The sequence below is a fragment of the Sphingomonas canaveralia genome, assembly GCF_047238125.1.
Classification (GTDB): domain Bacteria; phylum Pseudomonadota; class Alphaproteobacteria; order Sphingomonadales; family Sphingomonadaceae; genus JBDFMH01.
On sequence record NZ_JBDFMH010000001.1, the window covers coordinates 2,995,649 to 3,015,117 of the forward strand.

The following is a 19,469-nucleotide window of genomic DNA, read 5'->3' on the forward strand; positions in this document are numbered from 1 at the left end:
CGCCTTAGGACGGCCGCACGGCCATGGCAATTTGGCTCAGGCGCTGCGGCTGGCTTCGAACAGGAACCACGCGCGCTCCTCGGCCTGGTCGGTCCAGTCGTCCAGGATGCCGCTGGTCGCATTGTCCTTGGCTTCGTCGACGATGTCCTTGGCGTCGCGCAGATATTCCACGAGCTTCAGATTGTCCTCGCGCAGCTCGATCAGCATGTCCTGCGGCGACACGAAATCGGCGTCATTGTCCTTGATCCGCTGGCGGCGGTGGATGTCGCCGATCGACCGCAAGGTGACGTTGCCGGTCTTGCGCACCCGTTCGGCAATGGCGTCGGTGGTGCCCAGGATCTGGGTCGCCTGATCGTCGAGCATCAGGTGATAATCGCGGAAATGCGGGCCCGAGACGTGCCAGTGGAAATTCTTGGTCTTCAGGTACAGCGCGTAGCTGTCCGCTAGGATTCCATTCAGCGCATCGGCGACGGTGCTGACCGCGTTGCTGGACAGGTCGGTCGGGGTCGCGAGCTTGGGCTTGGGCGCTTTCGCCATGGCAATTGGCCTCCATCGGGCTGGTTTCGATTCGCTGGCCCAACGAACTATCGCATGTTTGGTGGCATCGGGGAGCCCGCGGCGACCGATTAAAAATCGCGATCAGGCTGATCGCCGGCAGTGACTCAGATCAAGCGCAGCGCATTCAGCGCGACGATCGTGCCGATCAGTACGAGCAGCGCGCCGGCGGTGGCGCGCATCGGCCGCAGCGGCAGCCGATCGGCCAGCTGCCGGCCGGCCAGCGCCACGGGCAGCGTCGCCGCCAGCGCGCCCAGGCCGCCGCCGATGCCGGCCAGCACGACGGAATCGGCCCGTGCCGCCAGGGCGAAGGTCAGGAACTGGGTGCGATCGCCGAACGCCATCACGCCGATCGCGAATGCCGCCGCGCCGAACGCGCCGAGCCGATCGTAGATCGCCTCGCGCGGCGTGGCCGGGGGGCGGAACATCGTGATGCCTGCGAAGATCAGGGCGAGCCCGCACATCAGCGAAACGGCTCTGAAATTGACGAGATCGGCAACCAGCGCGCCGCCGGCCGCGGCCAGCAATGCGGTCGCCAGCAACCCAGCGGCGATCCCGCAGAGCACCGCGCCGCGACGATCCGGGAAGCGCGCGACCAGGGCGAGCGCCATCAGCTGGCTCTTGTCGCCCAGTTCGGCGACCAGCGCGGCAAGGAATGTGGTGAGGAGCGCGTCCACGGGGTGGCGGGCGCGCGATGGATCAGGGGCGCAGTGCGGCGGCAAGCGCGTGGCCGGCAGGGCCATAGAGCGCGCTGCGGCCATCGTTCGCCAGGCCGGCAGACAAAGCTGCGGCGGCATCGACGATCGCACCATAACCGTAGAGGCCAGCCAGACCGGCGATCGAATCGATACGGCGGCCAAGCTCGCGCGTCGAGAAGAGGCGGTGATCGCGGGTCACCTGATCGATCCGGGCGCGAAGCTCCGCCTCGATGGCGGGATTTTCGAACGTGGTGTCTGCTGCCGTCGCCATCATGGCCTCCTTGATGGCAGCACCTTGGCCCGGCTTTGGTTAGCGGAGGCTTAAGCACGCTGACAGCCAAGGTTCAGCAAGGCCGCGACCATATGGCCGTTCGGCTTGACTTTCGGGGCGGGGTCCCGCATTGGCCGCGGCTCCAGCGGAATCGGGCGGCGGCGACGCCGCCTTGTTTTTTCGTGCCACCGATCATTTCGTCCAGAAGGTTTCAGGGTCATGGCCAAGCCGACCACCGTCAAGATCAAGCTCGTCAGCACGGCCGATACGGGCTTCTTCTACGTCACGAAGAAGAACCCGCGCACCCAGACCGAAAAGCTGAGCTTCCGGAAATATGATCCGGTCGTGCGCAAGCATGTCGATTTCAAGGAAGCCAAGATCAAGTAAGCGGGCAGTCACGCGCTGCTTGTCGGCTGTGTGACTAGACCAGCGCTTCGACCGACTGGATGAAGCGCATCACCGAGATCGGCTTCGAAATATAGCCTTCGGCTCCCGCCGCCCGGATCCGATCCTCGTCGCCCTTGGCGGCATAGGCGGTGACGGCGATGATCGGGATCCGCGCCAGCGTCTCGTCCTGTTTCATGGCGTCGATCAGTTCCAGCCCCGACACATGGGGCAGCTGGATATCCATGATGACGAGTTCCGGCTGGAAGCTGCGCGCCGCATCCAGCGCGTCACGGCCATCGCTGATGGCCATGGCATCGAAATCATGAGCGCGCAGCAGATCGCAGAACAGCTTCAGGTTGAGTTCGTTATCCTCGACAACCAGAACTTTCTTCGTCACCTGCGACCCTCTGCTGCGGAGGCCCGACACTAGGTTATGCACGTCAAGGACACAATCGCCGAGGACGACGCCCAGACGGTGGCGCTGGCCGCGCTGGCCTGGACGCTGAGCGAGGATGCGCGCGCCCAGCGGTTGCTGGCGCTGACCGGGCTCGACGGCGATTCGCTGCGTATGCGTGCGACCGATCCGGCCTTGCTGTCCGCACTGATCGGCTTCCTGGAAACCCATGAGCCCGATCTTATCGCCTGCGCCGATGCGATCGGGCGAACCCCGGCCGATCTGGTCAGCGCCGGGCAGCGGTTGGGCGGCGATCGGGCCGGCAGCGATTTATGAGCAGGCCGCTGCTGATCACCGATTGCGATGAAGTGCTGTTGCACATGGTGACGCATTTCGGCGATTGGGTGGGCGAGGCGCACGACGTCGATTTCGCGCTGGAGACTGGCGAGTTCGCATCCGCTCTGACCCGGCGGGCAGACGGCAGCGTGCTCGAGAAAGAAGCGGTCTGGCCGCTGCTCGACGGGTTCTTCGCAACCGAGATGCACCGCCAGACGCTGGTGCCGCATGCCCGCGAAGCGCTTGTGGCGATCGGCGAGCATGCCGAGATCGTGGTGCTGACCAATCTCGGCGATCATTGCCACGCCGGGCGTGTCGCGCAGCTCGAGGCAGTCGGCATCCGGCACCGTGTGGTCTGCAACCAGGGCGGAAAGGGCCGCCCGGTCGCGCGGCTGATCGAGGAATATCGGCCGAGCGTGACGGTGTTCGTCGACGATCTGCCGATCCATCACGCGTCGGTCGCGAAACATGCACCGTCGGTGTGGCGGCTGCACATGGTGGCCGAACCGCGGCTCGCCCCCGGCATCCCGGCGGCGCCCGAAGCGCATGCGCGGATCGACGACTGGGCCGATGCCGAGCCCTGGGTGATCGCGAAGCTACGTGCCGGCGCACCCGCTGACGCCTGATCCGCCTCGCCTTCACGCCAGTTGAGTGAGTCCAACCGGCGCGCCAAGCTCGGCCGGGCGATCGGCGGGGACACTGCAATGACGAGCGAGCTTTTCACGGCCGAGGATCGCGCCCGGCTGAACCGGCTCACCGACGAGGCCGAGCTTCGGGCGATGCTGGCCGATGTCGCTGCCCGCATCGACTGGCTGGACTGGCCCGGCCTGGCGGCGTTGTTCTGGCCGGACGCGCAATTCGACTTCGGTATGTTCAAGGGCGATCTCGCTGCATATCTCGAATTCGTGCGGACGCTGGAAGAGGGTTATCGGCGGCGCATGCATCTGTTCGGCATGCCCACCATCCGGATCGATGGCGCCCGCGCGCGACTCGATGCGCCGTCGATCATCGTCTGCCGCACCGACAATGGCGGCGGCGGAATCGAGGATGTGTTCACCGGGCGCTACGTGCTGTCCGCCGAACGACGCGGAACGGAGTGGCGGTTCGCTTCGCTCGATTATCTGATGAATTCGATCGACCGGTGGGACCGCGAGACTGACGATCGCACGGCGCCGATGAATTTCTTCGAAGGGTTCGGACCCGATCACCCGTTGGCCTGATCCGTCGTTCCGCATTCCCGCTAAAGCCGGACTCCGGGGGAGCGCCGCCGATCAGCCGGTCAGTCCGGCCGCGGTGGCGAGGCCGAGGAAGGCAAGGAAGCCCATCGAATCTGTCGTCATCGTGACGAACACCGACGAGGCGACCGCGGGGTCGGCATCGAACCGGTCGAGCGTCAGCGGCACCAGCACGCCGGCCAATCCGGCGATCACGATATTGGCCAGCATCGCGCTGGCGATGACGCCGCCCAGCGCCATGTTCTGGAACACGATCGAGACGCCGGCGCCGATCACGACGGCGATCGTCGCGCCGTTCAGCAAGGCCACGCGCAATTCGCGCGTCACGCTGCGCACCATGTTGGATCCGGTCAGCTGGTTCGTGGCCAGCGCGCGCACAGTGACCGCCATCGTCTGCGTGCCGGCATTGCCGCCGACCCCCGCCACGATCGGCATCAGGGTCGCCAGCGCCACCATCTGCGCGATCGTGCCTTCGAACAGCGCAATGATCGACGAGGCGACCAGCGCCGTCAGCAGATTGGCGAGCAGCCAGCGGACGCGGCTGCGATAGCTGTCGAACACCGGCTCGTTGATGTCGCCTTCGCCCGCGCCGGACAGCTTCAGGATATCCTCGCCGGCCTCTTCCTGGATGATGTGGACGATGTCGTCGACGGTGATCATGCCGACCAGCCGGCCCGATCCATCGACGACGGCGGCGGAGATAAGGGCATATTTCTGGAACTTGAGGGCTACTTCCTCCTGATCCATGTCGACCGGGATCAGCGTCTGTTCGCGCTGCATGACATCGGCGATGGCGATGCCCCGCGGCGTGCGCAGGATCCAGCTGAGCGCGCAGGTGCCGACCGGGTGATGGCGACCGTCGACGACGAAGATCTCCCAGAAATCGGTCGTCAGATCCTCGTTGCGACGCAGATAGTCGAGCACGTCGCCCACCGTCCAATGTTCGGGCACCGCGATCAGATCGCGCTGCATCAGCCGGCCGGCCGATTCCTCCGGGAATGACAGCGCTTCCTCGATCGCGGCGCGATCGTCCGGCTCCAGCGCGCGCAGCACGGCGCGCTGGTCCTCGTCGTCCATCTCCTCGATGATGGCGACGGCATCGTCGGTATCGAGCTGGGCGGCGATCTCCGCCACTTCCTGCGGATTGAGCGCGTCGATCAGCTCGTCGCGCACCCATTCGTTCATTTCGGAAAGGACTTCGCCGTCGAGCAGCTCGGCCAGCGCGGATGCCAGCGGGCGGCGTGCATCGGTCGGGGCAAGCTCGAACAGATCGGCAATGTCGGCGGGATGGAGCGGGGCGACCGCATCACGCGCCGCTTCGACATCGCCTTCCTCGACATAGGCCACGATCCGCGCGACGAACTCCGGCGTCAGCCGATCTTCCTCGTCATGGCTGGCGCGCGCTGCCGGGGCGTCGAAATCGGTTTCCGTCATGGGCGGGCTCCCTGCCGCAGGCGCGAAGCGGCGATCTAGGCCGGAAATTCGCGGCTGTCAGCCTTTGTCAGGGGGATTCCGCTGCATAGCGGCTTATGGATGTCGGCGCGGTTTCGGCCGTGCGGGCAGGATGTCAGACGCGACCCGCATCCTGTCCGGTTGGACGGCGCACCGAAGGGCTACTCCCTGCGGCTGCGTCGTCCGCCTCCGCATCAGTGGCCCGCGTCGACCGGCACCGATGTGCCGCCCCGGGCCGGACGCATCACCGCGACCAGCGGCGCCGCCAGCAGCGCGATCCACATCATCAGCCAGAAATCGTCGACATAGGCGATCATCAGCGCTTGGCGGTTGATCTCGCCATCGATCATCGCCAGCAGCGCGTTGCCCTGCACGCCCAGCCGTTCGAGCAGGCCGCCGTCGAGATAGGGCAACGTGACCGCGGTGATATGGCCGCCCAGATCGCTGTGGCTGGTCTGCAGGTTGGAGGCGAGCATCGCTGTCATCACCGAGATCGCGATCGCGCCGCCGATGTTGCGCATCAGGCTGTAGAGCGCCGCACCCTCGGTGCGGAGCGCAGGTTCCAGCGTAGCGAAGGCCAGCAGATTGAGCGGCATCACCACGAAGCCGAGCCCGAGCCCCTGGATGACGCCGGAAATGACGACCGGGCGACTGTCCATCTCGAGGCTGAAGCCGGACATCATGTGCAGCGACCACGCGATCAGCAGCATGCCCGAGAAGATGGTGATCCGCGGATCGATCTTGCCCGCGATCCGGCCGGCCACGATCATCGCGATCAGCGTGCCCACCCCGCGTGGCATGATCAGCAGGCCGGCATCATAGACCGAATGGTTCATCAGCCGCTGCAGCAGCGGCGCAGTCAGCGCGGCGCCGGCCAGCAGCACGCCACCGGCGATGGTGACGAACAGCAGCGCGGTGGTGAAGTTGCGGTTCGTGAACAGCGCCAGCGGCACGATCGGGTCGCGCGCATTCATCGAGTGGAAGACGAACAGCCACAGCGTCGCGACCGCAAGGCCCGCCTCGATCCAGATCTCGGCCGAGTCGAACCAATCGAGATGGGTGCCGCGATCGAGGAACAGCTGGAAGCTGCCGAGCATCACCGCCAGCAGCGCGAAGCCGATCAGATCGAACCGGCGTGCGGGGCCGCGATCGTCGGACAGCAGCAGCCAGGCACCGACCACGGTGACCGCGCCGATCGGCACATTGATGAAGAACACCCAGCGCCAGTCGTAATTGTCCGTCAGCCAGCCGCCCAGCACCGGGCCCATGATCGGCCCGATCATCACCACCATGCCCCAGATCGTCATCGCGCGGACATGGCGTTCGGGCGGATTGATGTCGTAGGTGATCGCCTGGCCCATCGGCAGCAGGAACGCGCCGAAGATGCCCTGCGCCACGCGAGCAGCCACCATCATCTCCAAAGAAGTGGAGACGCCGCAGAGCGCCGATGTGATCGTGAAGCCCAGCGTGGCGATGGTGAAGAGCTGGCGGCGGCCGAAGCGATCGGACAGCCAGCCGGTCAACGGCATCGCGATCGCGCTGGCGACGACATAGCTGGTCAGCACCCACGCCACCGTTTCGCTGGTCGCGCCGAGCGCGGCCTGCATGTGCGGCAGCGCCACGTTGGCGATCGTGGTGTCGAGCACGACCATCAGCGTGGCCGACATCACGACGATGGTGACGAGCAGCCGCCGCGCGGGGGGCAACGGATGAGTGGCATCCATGCCGACGCAGCTAGGCGCGCCGCGAGCGGGGGACAAGGGCTGCAGCCTGCGCCATGATGGCGGACATGGTGGAAACGGGGGGCGGGCCCCCTATCTTGGTTCGCATGACCTATCGTCTCTCGGTGCTGGACCAGACTCCGATCGCGGAAGGCAGTAACGCTGCCGAAGCGGTGCGCAATACGCTGGACCTGGCGCGCCAGGCCGATGCGCTCGGCTATCACCGTTACTGGCTGGCCGAACATCACGCTTCGCCCGCATTGGCGGGAGTGGCGCCCGAGGCACTGATCGGCCCGGTGGCGCTGGCCACCAGCCGGATCCGGATCGGATCGGGGGGGATCATGCTGCCGCACTTTTCTCCCTTCAAGGTGGCCGAGACGTTCCGGCTGCTGGCGGCGATCGCGCCGGGTCGTATCGATCTGGGGCTGGGCCGCGCGCCGGGCAGCGACCAGCGGACGGCCTATGCGCTGCAGCGTGATCGCAGCCGGCGCGTGCCCTCCGACGATTTCCCCGAGGCGCTGAGCGAACTGCTGGCCTATCTGGGAGAGGGCCTGCCATCCGACCATCCGTTCGCGCCGCTTGCGGAAACGCTGCCATCGGGCGGCGGTGGATCGCCCGATCCGTGGCTGCTCGGCTCGTCCCCCGATTCGGCGCGCTGGGCAGGCGAACTGGGGCTGCCCTACTGCATCGCCGACTTCATCAATTCGTCCGCGGTGCCGCTGGCCGAGATCTACCGCCAGAATTTCCGCCCATCGCGCTGGGCCGATGCTCCGCAGCTGATCGTGGCGAGCTGGACGATCGCCGCGGACGACCGCGAGACGGCCGACCGGCTGGCCGCGCCATCGCGAATGATGATGGCGCACTTGCTGGCCGGCCAGCTGATCGCGGTGCCGTCGGTCGAGACGGCGATCGCCTGGCTCGCCGATCACCGCGCGCCCGAACGCGGGCGGCGGATGATGCTCGGCAGCCCGGCCGAGGTGCATGCGCAGCTCGACGAGGTCGCTTCGATCTACGGCGCGGACGAGATGATGCTCGTCAACATCCTGCCCGATCATGCGCCGCGCGTGCGCAGCTATGCACTGATCGCAGCCGAATATGGGCTGGCAGGGCTGGCTGCCGCCGCCTAAGCGCGCTTCCACAATTTCAAACGGAGATGACTATGGCCGATCAGACTTTGACGCTTTCGCTCGATTCGGGCGGCGACGTGACGATCAAGCTGCGCCCCGACCTGGCCCCCGGCCATGTCGAGCGGATCACCGAGCTCGCCAAGGAAGGCTTTTACGACGGCGTGGTGTTTCACCGCGTGATCGACGGCTTCATGGCGCAGGGCGGCGACCCGACCGGCACCGGCACCAGCGGATCGAAGAAGCCCGACCTGAAGGCCGAATTCTCGGCCGAGCCGCACGTCCGCGGGGTCTGCTCGATGGCGCGTACCGCAGCCCCGAACAGCGCCAACAGCCAGTTCTTCATCTGCCTAGACGACGCCACCTTCCTCGATCGCCAGTACACGGTTTGGGGCGAAGTGACCGACGGGATGGAATGGGTCGACAAGCTGCCCAAGGGCGAGCCGCCCCGTACCCCGGGCAAGATCGTGAAGGCGACCGTTTCCTGATCCGCGTGCGTCAGCCTCGCTTCGGTGGGGCTGGCGCCGCTGCCGGCTGGCTGTCCGATCCTTCGAACAGCCAGTCGTGGAACAGCCTGACCGCACGGTTGGCGAGCGCCGGCCGGCGGCAGGCGAACCAGTAATTATAGCTCGATTCCACCGGCAGATCGAAGAGCGCGACCAGATCGGGATCGTTCGCATTTTCGAGATGGATGTCGAGCATGAAGGCGATGCCGAGACCCTGCGCGGCGGCATCCAGCATCAGCTGACCCGAATCGAACATGTCGATTTCCTGCGGTTCGAGCCGATCGAGCCCCGCCGCGGCGCGCCAATTGGCGAAGGTCTCCGGCATGTCGCGGTGCAGCAGGATCGTGTGCCCGGCAATCTGTTCGGGGCGCACGAGCGGATCGATGCCGTCGCGCAGCCGCCGGGGGCCGATCGCGACCACCTGATTGCGATCGATCCGCCGCGAATAGAGCGCGGGATCGACATCGCGCGCCAGCACGATCGCGGCATCGATACCGTCGCCGAGCCGCGACAGCGCATGGCCGCCGGTTTCGAGATCGAGATGCAGCCCGGGATGGCGCGCCCGCAGATCGGGCAGCCGGCCGACGAGGCGCTGCGACGCGTAGAGCGGCAGCACCGCCAGGCGAAGACGAAGCTGCTCACCCTCGCCGGTCAGCGCTTCGATCGCTTCACCCAGCGTATCGAGCGCAGGCGCGATCCGGGACAGCAGCTGCTCACCAGCCCGCGTGAGCAGCATCTGCTGATGGCGACGTTCGAACAGCGGCTGGCCGAGATGGCGTTCGAGGGCCTGGACCCGACGGCTAAGCGCGGGCGACGATAGCGCCAGTTCTTCCGCAGCGGCTTTCACCGAGCCGAGCCGCGCCACCTGTACGAAAGCCTCGATGGCAGTGAGGGGCGGCAATCGGCGCAAGGAACACTCTCCTTCGTGACCGAACTTGTGCGGTGCAACGCGCGAGGGGCTCAAGCGCTGCAGCAGCCATCCGGCTTCCTACCGAGTATGAAACCGGTTGCGAAATTTGCAAGCAGGGATGACTTTTTTTGCAATTGCACGATTCGTCGCTGCGATGCACAACGATCAGGCCTTTCAGGCATCCTCTCCTAAAACTTTCGGGTCGGCCCATCGGGCTGGCCCGTTTTTTTTGCCTGCGCGGGATCGCAATCGGGGCCGCCCTGCCTATCTCGCACAGCAACGAGCGGGCAGGACATCGATGGCTGATAGCGAGACGACCGGCAAGAAACTGCAAGTGGCGAACGCACGCCCCGATGATAGCGGGCGCGGGTTGGCGCGATTGTCGCGCACCACGATGAACGCGCTCGGGCTTGTCGAAGGCGATGTCGTGGAGATCGAGGGCAAGCGCGCCACGCCGGCCCGCGCGGTGCTGCCCTATGCCGAGGACGAGGGGCTCGACATCCTGCGGCTCGACGGGCTGCAGCGCGCCAATGCCGGGGTCGGTTCGGGCGATTTCGTCGAGGTGCGCAAGGCCGAGAGCAAGCCGGCCCAACGCGTGGTGTTTGCCCCGGCGCAGCAGAATCTGCGGTTGCAGGGATCCGGCCAGGCCCTGAAGCGATCCTTCGGCATGCGGCCGCTGGTGGCGGGCGATATCGTCGCCACCGCGGGCCAGCAGCGTGTCGATCAAGACCAGATGCCGCCGCAGCTGCGCCAGATGCTCAACGCGCCTGCCTTCGCGCTGCAGGAAATCCGGCTGACGGTGGTTTCGACGGTGCCAAAGGGCATCGTCCATATCGACGCCGAGACCGAAGTCGAGTTGCGCCCCGAATATGAGGAGGCAGCCGACGCGCGTCGGGCAGACGTGACCTATGACGATATCGGCGGGCTCGGCTCGACCATCGATCAGGTGCGCGAGATGGTGGAACTGCCGCTGCGCTATCCGCAGCTGTTCGAGCGGCTGGGCGTCGATCCGCCCAAGGGCGTGCTGCTGCACGGCCCGCCCGGCACCGGCAAGACCCGGCTGGCCAAGGCGGTGGCGAACGAAAGCGACGCCAGCTTCTTCTCGATCGCGGGGCCCGAGATCATGGGATCGGCTTACGGCGAGAGCGAGAAGCGGCTGCGCGACGTGTTCGAGCAGGCGACCAAGGCCGCGCCGTCGATCATCTTCATCGACGAGATCGATTCGATCGCGCCCAAGCGCGGCCAGGTGACCGGCGAGGCCGAAAAGCGGCTGGTGGCGCAGCTGCTGACGCTGATGGACGGGCTCGAATCGCGCGCCAACCTGGTGGTGATCGCGGCGACCAACCGGCCCGAGGCGATCGACGAGGCGCTGCGCCGGCCCGGCCGGTTCGACCGCGAGATCATCATCGGCGTGCCCGACGAGCGCGGCCGGCGCGAGATATTGGGGATCCACACCCGCGGCATGCCGCTGGGTGACAAGGTGGATCTGAACGCGATGGCACGCCAGACCTATGGCTTCGTCGGCGCCGATCTTGCCGCGCTGACCCGCGAGGCCGCGATCGAGGCGGTGCGGCGGATCATGCCGAAGCTGGACCTTTCGACCAACACGATCCCGCCCGAGATCCTGGATTCGCTGGCCGTGACCCGCGAGGATTTCGAGCAGGCGATCAAGCGCGTGCAGCCATCCGCGATGCGCGAGGTGATGGTGCAGGCGCCGAACGTGGGCTGGGACGATATCGGCGGGCTGGACGAGGCGCGCGAGAAATTGCGCGAAGGCGTCGAGCTGCCGCTGAAGGATCCGGACGCGTTCCGGCGGCTGGGCATCCGCCCGGCCAAGGGCTTCCTGCTCTATGGTCCGCCCGGAACCGGCAAGACGCTGTTGGCGAAGGCAGTGGCGCGCGAGGCGGAGGCGAACTTCATCGCCACCAAATCGAGCGACCTGCTGAGCAAATGGTATGGCGAGAGCGAGCAGCAGATCGCCCGGCTGTTCGCGCGCGCCCGACAGGTGGCGCCGACCGTGATCTTCTTCGACGAGCTCGACAGTCTGGTCCCCGCGCGCGGCGGCGGCATGGGTGAGCCGCAGGTGACCGAGCGCGTCGTCAACACCATCCTGGCCGAGATGGATGGGCTGGAGGAACTGCAATCGGTGGTGGTGATCGGCGCCACCAACCGGCCGAACCTGATCGATCCGGCGCTGCTGCGGCCGGGCCGGTTCGACGAGCTGATCTATGTGAGCGTGCCCGATGCCGGCGGGCGGCGGCGGATCCTGGGCATCCACGCGCAGAAGATGCCGCTGGCCGACGATGTCGACCTCGACGCGATCGCCGAGCGGACCGAGCGCTTCACAGGGGCCGATCTCGAGGATCTGGTGCGGCGCGCGGGCCTGACCGCGCTGCGCGAATCGCTGGACGCGAAGAGCGTGACCGCCGCCCATTTCGAAGCTGCGCTGGAGGAGACGCGGGCAAGCGTGACGCCCGAGATCGAGCGCGAATATGAGCAGATGTCGGCGCGGCTGAAACAAGATTCGCTGTCGCTGGATCCGGTCGGCTTCATCGCGCCGGGCATGCTCACCCCGCGCGGGCCGAAGGGGTCAGAGCCCTGAGCGCATAGCCCAGCAGCAGGATCAGCGCGGCCGCCGCGGCGAGATAGGGCAGCGGCCGCGCCACCTGATACAGCGCGATGCCGATCGCGGGGCCGACGACATAGACCGCGCCGTTTATCGACGTGACGCGCCCGGCGACCGCGCCCTGTTCGCGGCTGCCGACCGCCAGGCTGGCACCCGCGGTGAAGCCCGGACGCAGCAGTCCGAAGCCGAGCGACGCAATCGCGAACGAGGTGGCGAGCGCGTGGATCGTATCGGCCAGCGCGATCAGTCCGCAGCCGGCGGCGCCCGCCATTGCCCCCCACAGGATCAGCGCGCGCGGTGACAGCTTCAGGCGCGGAATGATGCCCCACTGCGCCAGCAATGCCGCGCCCGCGCCGGCCATCAGCACCAGACCGATCAACGGCTGCGCGGCGATCGGCGGCAGCGCGAGCCGATCTATGATCAGGAAGCCCATCGCCTGGCTGGCCATCGCCTGGGCGTGACCGGCTACGACTCCGCTGACCATCCACGGCCAGAGCCGGGCATCGTTCCAGGCAAGCTGCCCCGGCGACTGCGTGTTGACCGCGGCGATCACCGCGGCGCCCGACGGCTCGCCCCCGATCGACGGTTCGGCATTGGCGGCGCCGCCCACGTCACCCAAGTCGCGTTCGTCGCCCAGCAGCCGGCCGACCACCAGCCAGGTCGCGACGCCGAACAGCGCGAAGATATAGGCCGGCCCTGCCAGCCCGACGCCGGGCAGCATGAAGAAAGGCGCGAGCGCCGGGCCGAGGATGGTGCCGAGCCCGAACGCGGAGGCGAGCAGGGTCAGCGCCTGCACGCGCTCGCCCGGGCCCGTGCGCGCCGCCACCAGTGCCTGCGCGGCGGGCGGAGCAGCCGCGCCGAAATAGCCGTAGAGGATGCGCCCGCCGACGAAGAGGATGAAGGTCGCGGCCGGCCCGGTCCAGCCCCACAGCCCTGCCGTCAGCGCCAGCGCACACACGAAGCAGGATCCGGTGAAGCCGCCGAGCCCGATCAGCACCATCTGCCGCCGGCCACGACGATCCGAGCGCCGTGCCCAGACCGGCGCGGCCAGCGACCACACCAGCGCCGAGAAGGAGAAGACCAACGCCACCACGAGATCGGGCAGGCCGAGCTGCCGACCGATCGCGGGCAGCACCGATTGCAGCGCGGTGTTGCCGGCGGCGGTCGTCAGCATCACCAGGAACAGCAGCGCGAAATCGCGGCGATCGGCGTCTGCGGTCAAGCCGGGCGCGCCCAGGTATAGCCGCGCGTGACGGTGGCGACCGTGATCCGGTAGCTCTCGTACCAGCGATCGCGACCGGCATCGCGCGCGGCGCGGTGCGCGGGATCATCGCGCCAGGCGATCGCATCCGCCTCGCTGGCCCAATAGCTGACGGTGAGGCCGAACCCATCCGCCCCGCGCGTGGCTTCCATCCCCAGATAGCCGGGCATGGCGGCGGCGCGCCGATCCATCTCGGCGGCGGCGGCGGCATAGCCGGCCGCGTCGCTGCCGTTGCGGGTCGACGAGAAGATCACCGCGACCGCGTTTGCGGGAATGACATCCATGGGGGGGACATAGCGGCGGCCGGCGACCCGCGCCACGACCAGTGCGCGAGGCGAAGGCGCGCGCGGCAGCGCAAAAGGGTGACCATCCCGCCGATCATGCTAAGGCGCGGATGCGGGCAATGATACCGCACCGGGGCGATAGGAGAAGATGCGTGCTTTTTCACACCATGATCGGATCGAACGACATCGATCGTTCCAAGCGCTTTTATGACACGGTGCTCGGCACGCTTGGCGTGGGGCCGGCGATGGTGAATGTCGCCGACAGCGGCCACACCCGCCTGATCTATCGGGGCGAAGGCGGGACCAATTTCATCGTCACCCAGCCGATCGATGGCCAGCCGGCCACGGTCGCGAACGGCAGTACCGTCGCTTTCTCCTGCAATTCGCCGGAACAGGTGAAGCAGTTTCACGATGTCGCGGTCGCCAACGGTGCCGTGTCGATCGAGGCGTCCCCCGGCCCGCGGCAGACCGCCACGATGGGGACGATCGAGCTCGCCTATTTTCGCGATCCCGATGGCAACAAGCTGTGCGGAATCCATTTCCCCACCTGAGCGATAGCAAGGCAGTTAGGCTGCCGCGGTGCGCGGTCAGGGGCCGGCGCGCACCGCTAATCGCCGCGCTGGCGGTCGCGGCCGAGCCAGTCCGCGCCGCCGATCAGCAGCATCACGCCGGTCAGCGCCAGCATGAATGTGGCGAGCGCGAGCGCGGCTTCGAGCCCGCCCGGCGGGGCGGCCGGTGACGGGCCGATCGCTTCGCGGTGGAGCAGCGAGGTCGCGCAGCCAGCCAGGAACAGGGTGGCGCCGATCGCGCGGAAACGGAAATCCCTAGCCGTCATGGCGGGGCTCCCCGGCGATCCGGTGCAGCACGACCAGCGCACGCGCGTGCGGGCCAGTGCCGAGCGGAATCAGCGCGCGATCGAAGTCTTCGTCGCGCGGGATCGAATCAGGCGGCCGATCGGCGGGTGCGGTGACGATCAGCGTATCGCCGGTGGCGGCGCGGAGCCGTTCCGCCACAGCGGGGCTGTGCGCCGTGCGGCCCGCGGCCAGGATCAGGTCCGCGCCGTCGCGCTCGGCAGCGATCGCGCTGGCGGGATCGGCGACGTCGAACTGCCAGCCGATCGCCGGATCGCGGTGGGCGGCACCGGCCCGCCGCGCCGCGGCGATGGCGAGCGGAGAGCGATCGCAGCCGCGTGCCTCGATCGCGAGGAAACCCTTTGCGCGGGCGCGAGCGGCGATATCGATCAGGCGGCGGCCCGACCGGCAATCAAGATCGACGATGCGGATCGCGCGACGGCCCCGGCGCCGGAGCGCGGCAAGCACATCATCGATGACGCTGGCAGCGGATCGGGCCGGTCGGACGCGGGACAGGATGGTGGCGGCCATTCGGTTCTTCCTGAGCGCGCGGCCGGGATGGCGGCGCGGCCCTGGAATCTAGGCAGCCGCGGCGTTGGAATTCGAGATCGATCCGGGCCGGGGGCATAGCATTTGCGTATCGCCGCGCGCGCCAGCCTCCGTCCGCCGCGCGGGACGCTGCCGGAACTTGCTTTCACGTGCGGCATTTGCAACGGAGTCGCCTGTCTCTGCCCCCGCACCGGGAGTTCCCATGCCGTCTCCGTCCGCCGATACCGCCCTCGAGCAGCGCCGCCGCCGAGGTGAACCGGGTCCGATGGGCATGTTCTTCCGCGAATTCCTGAAGCATCCGGTGATGGTCGGCTCGATCATCCCGTCGTCGGACAAACTGATCGCGCGGATGCTGGCGCGCACGGATTGGGCGAACACCAAGCTGTTCGTGGAATATGGGCCTGGCGTGGGCACGTTCTGCCGCCCCATCCTGGAGCGGATGGCGCCGGACGCGACCCTGCTGGCGATCGATACCAATGCCGACTTCATCAACTATCTCGGCCGGCGGATCACCGATTCGCGGTTCCGCCCGGTGCTTGGATCGGCGGCGGACGTGCGGCGGATCATTGCCGAGCATGGCTTCCAGCAGGCGGATTATATCCTGTCCGGCCTGCCATTTTCGACGCTGCCGCCGGGCATCGGCCCGCGCATCGCCGCCGAGACCCATGCCGCGCTGCGGCCGGGCGGGGCATTCCTGGTCTATCAGTTCAGCCCCAAGGTGAAGCATTTCCTGACCCCGCATTTCGAGCGGATCGACCATGCGTTCGAGCCGGTGAACATCCCGCCGGCGCAGCTTTATTGGGCATGGAAGGACTGACCCCGCCGCGCCTGGTGCCGGATGCCAAGCTGCTGGCAAAGTAGGATTTCGTCTGTCATCACCGGATCATGGTGATTCGCCTTTTGTTCCTGATGCTGTGCGCGCTGGCCGCGGCCCCGCTGCACGCCGAGCCGCGTGCCGACGCCTGGTGGAAGCATGTCGCGGTGCTGGCCGACGACAAGATGGAAGGCCGGCTGACCGGCACCCCGGGCTATGACCGCGCTGCCGCCTATGTCGCCGGGCGGTTCCGGAAATATGGGCTGAAGCCTGCCGGCACCGATGGCTATCTGCAGCCGATTGCGTTCGAGACGCAGGTGGTGGACGCCGCAGGCTCGACAGCGACGCTAATCGCGAAGGGCGTAGAGACTCCGCTGGCGATCGGCGCTCAGCTGCTGATCAGCGCGCGCGGCGGGCCGCGGCCGGCCGCGACCGAAGCGCCGCTGGTGTTCATCGGCTATGGGCTGCACATCCCCGAGGCGGGGCATGACGATTTCGCGGGCGTGGACCTGAAGGGCAAGATCGCGGTGTTCGTGGCCGGGGGGCCGCAATCCATTTCCGGCGCGCTCAAGAGCCATGCGCGTGCCGAGCGCGGCAAGCTGCTTGAGGCGCGGGGCGCGGTCGGGTTCATCTCGATCGACACGCCCAAGATGATGGAACAGCCATGGGCGCGCGCGGTGGCGCTTTCCACCCAGGCCGGCCTGTATTTCGCGGACGCCGCGCTGCGCGACGTGAAGGGCGTGCAGTTCGCGGGCAGCTTCAACCCGGCCGAAGGCGAGCGGCTGTTTGCCGGATCGGGCCGGCGTTTCGCCGAGATCGCGGCGCTGGCCGACGCATCGAAGCCGATCCCTGGGTTCGCCCTGGGGCAGGTGCTGAAGGCGACGGTGGCGACCCGGCTGGGCACTGCCGCCGCCGCCAATGTCGTCGGTGTGCTGGAGGGCAGCGACCCCGCCTTGAAGGCGGAGCATGTCGTGCTGTCCGCGCATCTCGACGGGCTGGGGATCGGCGCGCCCGAGGGCGGCGATGCGATCTACAATGGCGCGATGGACAATGCCGCCGGCGTGGCATCGCTGCTGGAGATCGCGCGCGGCTATCGCAAGGGCAAGGTGCGGCCGCGACGATCGATCCTGTTCCTGGCGGTGACCGCTGAGGAGAAGGGTCTGCTGGGCTCGCGTTATTTCGCGCGCCGGCCGAGCGTGCCGAAGCCGAGCCTGGTGGCCGACATCAACCTGGATATGCCGCTACCGCTGTGGCCGCTGACATCGCTGCTGGCGTTGGGACAGGAGGAGAGCAGCCTAGGATCCGACGTGCGGGCCATCGGCGTGGCGATGGGGCTGCCGGTGATCAACGACCCGCTGCCCGATCGCAACAGCTTCATCCGATCGGACCAATATGCCTTCATCGAACAGGGGGTGCCGGCGCTGTTCCCCAAATTCGGCTTCAGCAGGGGATCGGCGGCGTTCGACATCGAGAAGCAGTTCCGCGCGACCCGCTATCACGGGCCGTCCGACGACCTGGCGCAGCCGGTGAACAGGGCCGATGCGGTGCGGTTCAACGATTTCCTGGCGGCGCTGGCACTGCGGGTGGCCGATGCGGACCAGAAGCCGCGTTGGAACACGAACAGCTTCTTCCGCAGGTTCGCAAAGCCCTGAGGCTGGCTATCGCGCTCGGGAAGCGGGCTTTTCACAGGGATGCGGAACGTCCGCCGATTGCGGGTCGTTCACCCTGAACCCCATCCGGAGACGCCCCATGATCCGCACCCTCGCCATCGCAGCCATATTCGCGGCCGCGCCTGCCGCCGCCCAGCTTTCGACATCGCCGTCGACCGGTGCTGCCGGCGGCACATCCGGTTCGCTCTCCACCGGCACGGGAACCGGCGCCGGGACCGGGCTGAACTCGACCGCGATCGGACGGCCCCCCGCGCCGCTCGGTTCGACATCGTCGTTGAGCGAGCGGATCGATTCCGCAGCGGGCCTGTCACCCGTGCAGCGCCCCGGCGCACGATCAACGCTGGACCGGCCGACCGGATCGATCGGCAGCGGCGGCGGCGTATCGGGTGTGGCCAATTCGAACTTGGATGATCGCCTGCGCCCGGCCGGCCAGCCGCTCGGCCCGACCACGACCGGTCAGGACACGCGCACGGCCGACCCACTGGTCCCCCGCCTTTAATTCACAACGGTTTGCATTGATGCTGCAATGCGGCGAAAGGGAGTGATGAACGCTCCCACGCCAACATTCGCCCGCGCACCGATCGGCTTTGCCGAGTTCGTGACCTTCGTGGCATCGCTGATGGCGATCAACGCGATGGGGATCGACATCATCCTGCCGGCGCTGCCCGCGATCGGCACGTCGTTGGGCATCGCCGACGAGAATAGCCGCCAGCTGATCATCGCCTGCTACATGCTCGGCTTCGGCGCGATGCAGATCGTGTACGGGCCGCTGGCAGACCGGTTCGGGCGCCGGCCGGTGCTGCTGTGCGGACTGCTGGCGTTCGTTGCGACGAGCCTGTTCGCGAGCTTCGCCACCGATTTCCTGACGATCGTCGCCGCGCGCACGCTGCAGGGCATGACCGCGGCGACATCCCGCGTGCTGGCCGTGTCGATGGTGCGGGACCGGTTTTCGGGCCGACAGATGGCACGGGTGATGTCGCTGACCTTCATCGTCTTCCTGGCGGTGCCGATCCTGGCGCCGACGCTTGGCCAGATGATCCTCTACATCGCGCCCTGGGAGGCGATCTTCTACGCGCTGGCGATCTATGGCGCGCTGGTTGCAGTGTGGGGGTTCTTCCGCATTCCGGAGACGCTACACGCCGAGGATCGCCGCGCGATCGCGGTGCGGCCGCTGCTGGAGGCGGCGCGGCTGGTGCTGACCAACCGTTATTCGCTGGGCTACACGATCGCGATGACCTTGCTGTTCGCCGGGTTGATGGGGTTCATCATGTCGGTGCAGCAGATCTTCTACGACGTGTTCCGGCGGCCCGACATCTTCACCTATGTGTTCGCGCTGGTGGCGAGCGGCATGGCGGTGGCGTCGTTCGCCAACTCGCGGATCGTGGAGCGGCTGGGGACGCGGTTCGTATCGCACTGGGCGCTGATCGGGTTCGTCACCTTCGGTGGGCTGCACACCGCGTGGGCGCTGGCGGGCTTGGAGACGGTCTGGTCGTTCTCGGTGTTCCAGACCGGGCAGATGATGTGCTTCGCGCTGGCAGCATCCAATTTCGGCGCGATGGCGATGGAGCCGGTCGGGCATATCGCGGGCACCGCATCGTCGATCCAGGGCACGGCATCGACGATCGGCGGTGCGCTGCTGGGGCTGGCGATCGGGCAGAGCTTCGACGGGACCACGCTGCCGGTGGCGATCGGCTATCTGCTGCTGGGGCTGGCATCGCTGACCGCAGTGGCGATCACCGAGCGTGGGCGGCTGTTCAGGAGCCATCCGGTGGCACAGGTCGAGGCCTGAGCCTACCCAGCCCGCGAGCCCGCCTGTGCCGAGGTC

At 67.5% G+C, this 19,469-nt stretch carries 23 protein-coding genes; 12 read left to right on the forward strand and 11 right to left on the reverse strand.

All coding sequences use genetic code 11. The features are described from left to right. Positions 1–36: 36 nt before the first annotated feature. From ABC347_RS14980 to ABC347_RS14990, 3 genes are all read right to left on the reverse strand, one after another. Positions 37–537 (reverse strand): Dps family protein, encoded by a 501-nt coding sequence (locus tag ABC347_RS14980; protein WP_413246509.1) that lies wholly within the window; start codon positions 535–537, stop codon positions 37–39. 125 nt (positions 538–662) lie between these two features. Next, entirely contained in the window at positions 663–1,232 is a 570-nt protein-coding gene (locus ABC347_RS14985; protein WP_413246510.1) for a TMEM165/GDT1 family protein, read from the reverse strand. 22 nt (positions 1,233–1,254) lie between these two features. Further along, complete coding sequence (locus tag ABC347_RS14990; RefSeq protein ID WP_413246511.1) at positions 1,255–1,524, reverse strand: hypothetical protein; 270 nt, start codon at positions 1,522–1,524, stop codon at positions 1,255–1,257. A 219-nt stretch (positions 1,525–1,743) separates the two neighbouring features. On the opposite strand from ABC347_RS14990, the gene rpmG reads away from it, so the two are divergent. Continuing rightward, complete coding sequence (gene rpmG / locus ABC347_RS14995) at positions 1,744–1,911, forward strand: 50S ribosomal protein L33 (RefSeq protein WP_010125625.1); 168 nt, start codon at positions 1,744–1,746, stop codon at positions 1,909–1,911. Positions 1,912–1,945: 34 nt separating this feature from the next. Here rpmG and ABC347_RS15000 read toward each other — a convergent pair whose 3' ends face one another. After that, positions 1,946–2,308 carry a response regulator gene (locus tag ABC347_RS15000; protein ID WP_413246512.1) on the reverse strand — a complete coding sequence of 121 codons (363 nt, stop codon included), beginning with the start codon at positions 2,306–2,308 and terminating at the stop codon, positions 1,946–1,948. 36 nt (positions 2,309–2,344) lie between these two features. On the opposite strand from ABC347_RS15000, the gene ABC347_RS15005 reads away from it, so the two are divergent. The 3 genes from ABC347_RS15005 to ABC347_RS15015 all read left to right on the forward strand — a co-directional run bounded on the left by ABC347_RS15005 (position 2,345) and on the right by ABC347_RS15015 (position 3,861). Continuing rightward, positions 2,345–2,641: a DUF3572 domain-containing protein gene (locus ABC347_RS15005; protein ID WP_413246513.1), complete on the forward strand. Its 297-nt coding sequence runs from the start codon at positions 2,345–2,347 to the stop codon at positions 2,639–2,641. Then, entirely contained in the window at positions 2,638–3,267 is a 630-nt protein-coding gene (locus tag ABC347_RS15010; protein WP_413246514.1) for an HAD family hydrolase, read from the forward strand. Before ABC347_RS15005 ends, ABC347_RS15010 begins: the two co-directional genes overlap by 4 nt. 78 nt (positions 3,268–3,345) lie before the next feature. Next, a complete protein-coding gene (locus tag ABC347_RS15015) occupies positions 3,346–3,861 on the forward strand; it encodes a nuclear transport factor 2 family protein (protein WP_413246515.1) in 516 nt (171 codons plus the stop codon). A gap of 51 nt (positions 3,862–3,912) precedes the next feature. Here the strand turns inward: ABC347_RS15015 and mgtE are convergent, their stop codons facing one another. Then, entirely contained in the window at positions 3,913–5,310 is a 1,398-nt protein-coding gene (mgtE, locus tag ABC347_RS15020; protein ID WP_413246516.1) for a magnesium transporter, read from the reverse strand. Positions 5,311–5,522: 212 nt separating this feature from the next. After that, a complete protein-coding gene (locus ABC347_RS15025; protein WP_413246517.1) occupies positions 5,523–7,052 on the reverse strand; it encodes a DHA2 family efflux MFS transporter permease subunit in 1,530 nt (509 codons plus the stop codon). A 104-nt stretch (positions 7,053–7,156) separates the two neighbouring features. Here ABC347_RS15025 and ABC347_RS15030 point away from each other — a divergent pair, with 104 nt between their 5' ends. Together ABC347_RS15030 and ABC347_RS15035 are read left to right on the forward strand one after the other, a co-directional pair. After that, positions 7,157–8,176 carry an LLM class flavin-dependent oxidoreductase gene (locus ABC347_RS15030; protein WP_413246518.1) on the forward strand — a complete coding sequence of 340 codons (1,020 nt, stop codon included), beginning with the start codon at positions 7,157–7,159 and terminating at the stop codon, positions 8,174–8,176. Between the two features lie 32 nt (positions 8,177–8,208). Continuing rightward, positions 8,209–8,661, forward strand: a complete 453-nt coding sequence (locus ABC347_RS15035; RefSeq protein WP_413246519.1) for a peptidylprolyl isomerase — start codon at positions 8,209–8,211, stop codon at positions 8,659–8,661. Positions 8,662–8,671: 10 nt separating this feature from the next. Here ABC347_RS15035 and ABC347_RS15040 read toward each other — a convergent pair whose 3' ends face one another. Beyond that, the gene (locus ABC347_RS15040) at positions 8,672–9,589 is read right to left on the reverse strand and encodes a LysR substrate-binding domain-containing protein (RefSeq protein ID WP_413246520.1); all 918 of its coding nucleotides are present in this window, start codon (positions 9,587–9,589) and stop codon (positions 8,672–8,674) included. Positions 9,590–9,887: 298 nt separating this feature from the next. On the opposite strand from ABC347_RS15040, the gene ABC347_RS15045 reads away from it, so the two are divergent. Continuing rightward, positions 9,888–12,191, forward strand: coding sequence for a CDC48 family AAA ATPase (locus ABC347_RS15045; RefSeq protein WP_413246521.1), 2,304 nt, complete (start codon positions 9,888–9,890; stop codon positions 12,189–12,191). On the opposite strand, the gene ABC347_RS15050 is transcribed toward ABC347_RS15045, so the two are convergent. After that, complete coding sequence (locus ABC347_RS15050; protein WP_413246522.1) at positions 12,157–13,437, reverse strand: MFS transporter; 1,281 nt, start codon at positions 13,435–13,437, stop codon at positions 12,157–12,159. The two genes, ABC347_RS15045 and ABC347_RS15050, sit on opposite strands and share 35 nt — an antisense overlap. Then, the gene (locus ABC347_RS15055) at positions 13,434–13,760 is read right to left on the reverse strand and encodes an antibiotic biosynthesis monooxygenase family protein (protein WP_413246523.1); all 327 of its coding nucleotides are present in this window, start codon (positions 13,758–13,760) and stop codon (positions 13,434–13,436) included. Before ABC347_RS15055 ends, ABC347_RS15050 begins: the two co-directional genes overlap by 4 nt. Before the next feature lie 152 nt (positions 13,761–13,912). On the opposite strand from ABC347_RS15055, the gene ABC347_RS15060 reads away from it, so the two are divergent. After that, the gene (locus ABC347_RS15060; RefSeq protein ID WP_413246524.1) at positions 13,913–14,311 is read left to right on the forward strand and encodes a VOC family protein; all 399 of its coding nucleotides are present in this window, start codon (positions 13,913–13,915) and stop codon (positions 14,309–14,311) included. Between the two features lie 56 nt (positions 14,312–14,367). On the opposite strand, the gene ABC347_RS15065 is transcribed toward ABC347_RS15060, so the two are convergent. Beyond that, on the reverse strand, positions 14,368–14,595 hold the full coding sequence (locus tag ABC347_RS15065; RefSeq protein WP_413246525.1) for a hypothetical protein: 228 nt from the start codon (positions 14,593–14,595) through the stop codon (positions 14,368–14,370). Then, positions 14,585–15,142, reverse strand: a complete 558-nt coding sequence (locus ABC347_RS15070; protein WP_413246526.1) for an SAM-dependent methyltransferase — start codon at positions 15,140–15,142, stop codon at positions 14,585–14,587. Before ABC347_RS15070 ends, ABC347_RS15065 begins: the two co-directional genes overlap by 11 nt. A gap of 220 nt (positions 15,143–15,362) precedes the next feature. Between ABC347_RS15070 and ABC347_RS15075 the strand changes: the two genes are divergently transcribed. From ABC347_RS15075 to ABC347_RS15090, 4 genes are all read left to right on the forward strand, one after another. Then, on the forward strand, positions 15,363–15,977 hold the full coding sequence (locus ABC347_RS15075; protein WP_413246527.1) for a class I SAM-dependent methyltransferase: 615 nt from the start codon (positions 15,363–15,365) through the stop codon (positions 15,975–15,977). A gap of 68 nt (positions 15,978–16,045) precedes the next feature. Next, a complete protein-coding gene (locus ABC347_RS15080) occupies positions 16,046–17,626 on the forward strand; it encodes a M28 family metallopeptidase (RefSeq protein ID WP_413246528.1) in 1,581 nt (526 codons plus the stop codon). A 97-nt stretch (positions 17,627–17,723) separates the two neighbouring features. Further along, the gene (locus ABC347_RS15085; RefSeq protein ID WP_413246529.1) at positions 17,724–18,143 is read left to right on the forward strand and encodes a hypothetical protein; all 420 of its coding nucleotides are present in this window, start codon (positions 17,724–17,726) and stop codon (positions 18,141–18,143) included. Between the two features lie 45 nt (positions 18,144–18,188). Beyond that, entirely contained in the window at positions 18,189–19,433 is a 1,245-nt protein-coding gene (locus ABC347_RS15090) for a multidrug effflux MFS transporter (RefSeq protein WP_413246530.1), read from the forward strand. Positions 19,434–19,469: the final 36 nt, after the last annotated feature.

What these genes read in the sequence shown, in the direction of transcription:
- ABC347_RS14980 (WP_413246509.1), bottom strand. Translation starts at nt 537, where the DNA reads ATGGCGAAAGCGCCCAAGCCCAAGCTCGCGACCCCGACCGACCTGTCC.
- ABC347_RS14990 (WP_413246511.1), bottom strand. Translation starts at nt 1,524, where the DNA reads ATGGCGACGGCAGCAGACACCACGTTCGAAAATCCCGCCATCGAGGCG.
- rpmG (WP_010125625.1), top strand. Translation starts at nt 1,744, where the DNA reads ATGGCCAAGCCGACCACCGTCAAGATCAAGCTCGTCAGCACGGCCGAT.
- ABC347_RS15005 (WP_413246513.1), top strand. Translation starts at nt 2,345, where the DNA reads ATGCACGTCAAGGACACAATCGCCGAGGACGACGCCCAGACGGTGGCG.
- ABC347_RS15010 (WP_413246514.1), top strand. Translation starts at nt 2,638, where the DNA reads ATGAGCAGGCCGCTGCTGATCACCGATTGCGATGAAGTGCTGTTGCAC.
- ABC347_RS15015 (WP_413246515.1), top strand. Translation starts at nt 3,346, where the DNA reads ATGACGAGCGAGCTTTTCACGGCCGAGGATCGCGCCCGGCTGAACCGG.
- mgtE (WP_413246516.1), bottom strand. Translation starts at nt 5,310, where the DNA reads ATGACGGAAACCGATTTCGACGCCCCGGCAGCGCGCGCCAGCCATGAC.
- ABC347_RS15025 (WP_413246517.1), bottom strand. Translation starts at nt 7,052, where the DNA reads ATGGATGCCACTCATCCGTTGCCCCCCGCGCGGCGGCTGCTCGTCACC.
- ABC347_RS15030 (WP_413246518.1), top strand. Translation starts at nt 7,157, where the DNA reads ATGACCTATCGTCTCTCGGTGCTGGACCAGACTCCGATCGCGGAAGGC.
- ABC347_RS15035 (WP_413246519.1), top strand. Translation starts at nt 8,209, where the DNA reads ATGGCCGATCAGACTTTGACGCTTTCGCTCGATTCGGGCGGCGACGTG.
- ABC347_RS15045 (WP_413246521.1), top strand. Translation starts at nt 9,888, where the DNA reads ATGGCTGATAGCGAGACGACCGGCAAGAAACTGCAAGTGGCGAACGCA.
- ABC347_RS15055 (WP_413246523.1), bottom strand. Translation starts at nt 13,760, where the DNA reads ATGGATGTCATTCCCGCAAACGCGGTCGCGGTGATCTTCTCGTCGACC.
- ABC347_RS15065 (WP_413246525.1), bottom strand. Translation starts at nt 14,595, where the DNA reads ATGACGGCTAGGGATTTCCGTTTCCGCGCGATCGGCGCCACCCTGTTC.
- ABC347_RS15070 (WP_413246526.1), bottom strand. Translation starts at nt 15,142, where the DNA reads ATGGCCGCCACCATCCTGTCCCGCGTCCGACCGGCCCGATCCGCTGCC.
- ABC347_RS15075 (WP_413246527.1), top strand. Translation starts at nt 15,363, where the DNA reads ATGCCGTCTCCGTCCGCCGATACCGCCCTCGAGCAGCGCCGCCGCCGA.
- ABC347_RS15080 (WP_413246528.1), top strand. Translation starts at nt 16,046, where the DNA reads ATGGTGATTCGCCTTTTGTTCCTGATGCTGTGCGCGCTGGCCGCGGCC.
- ABC347_RS15085 (WP_413246529.1), top strand. Translation starts at nt 17,724, where the DNA reads ATGATCCGCACCCTCGCCATCGCAGCCATATTCGCGGCCGCGCCTGCC.
- ABC347_RS15090 (WP_413246530.1), top strand. Translation starts at nt 18,189, where the DNA reads ATGAACGCTCCCACGCCAACATTCGCCCGCGCACCGATCGGCTTTGCC.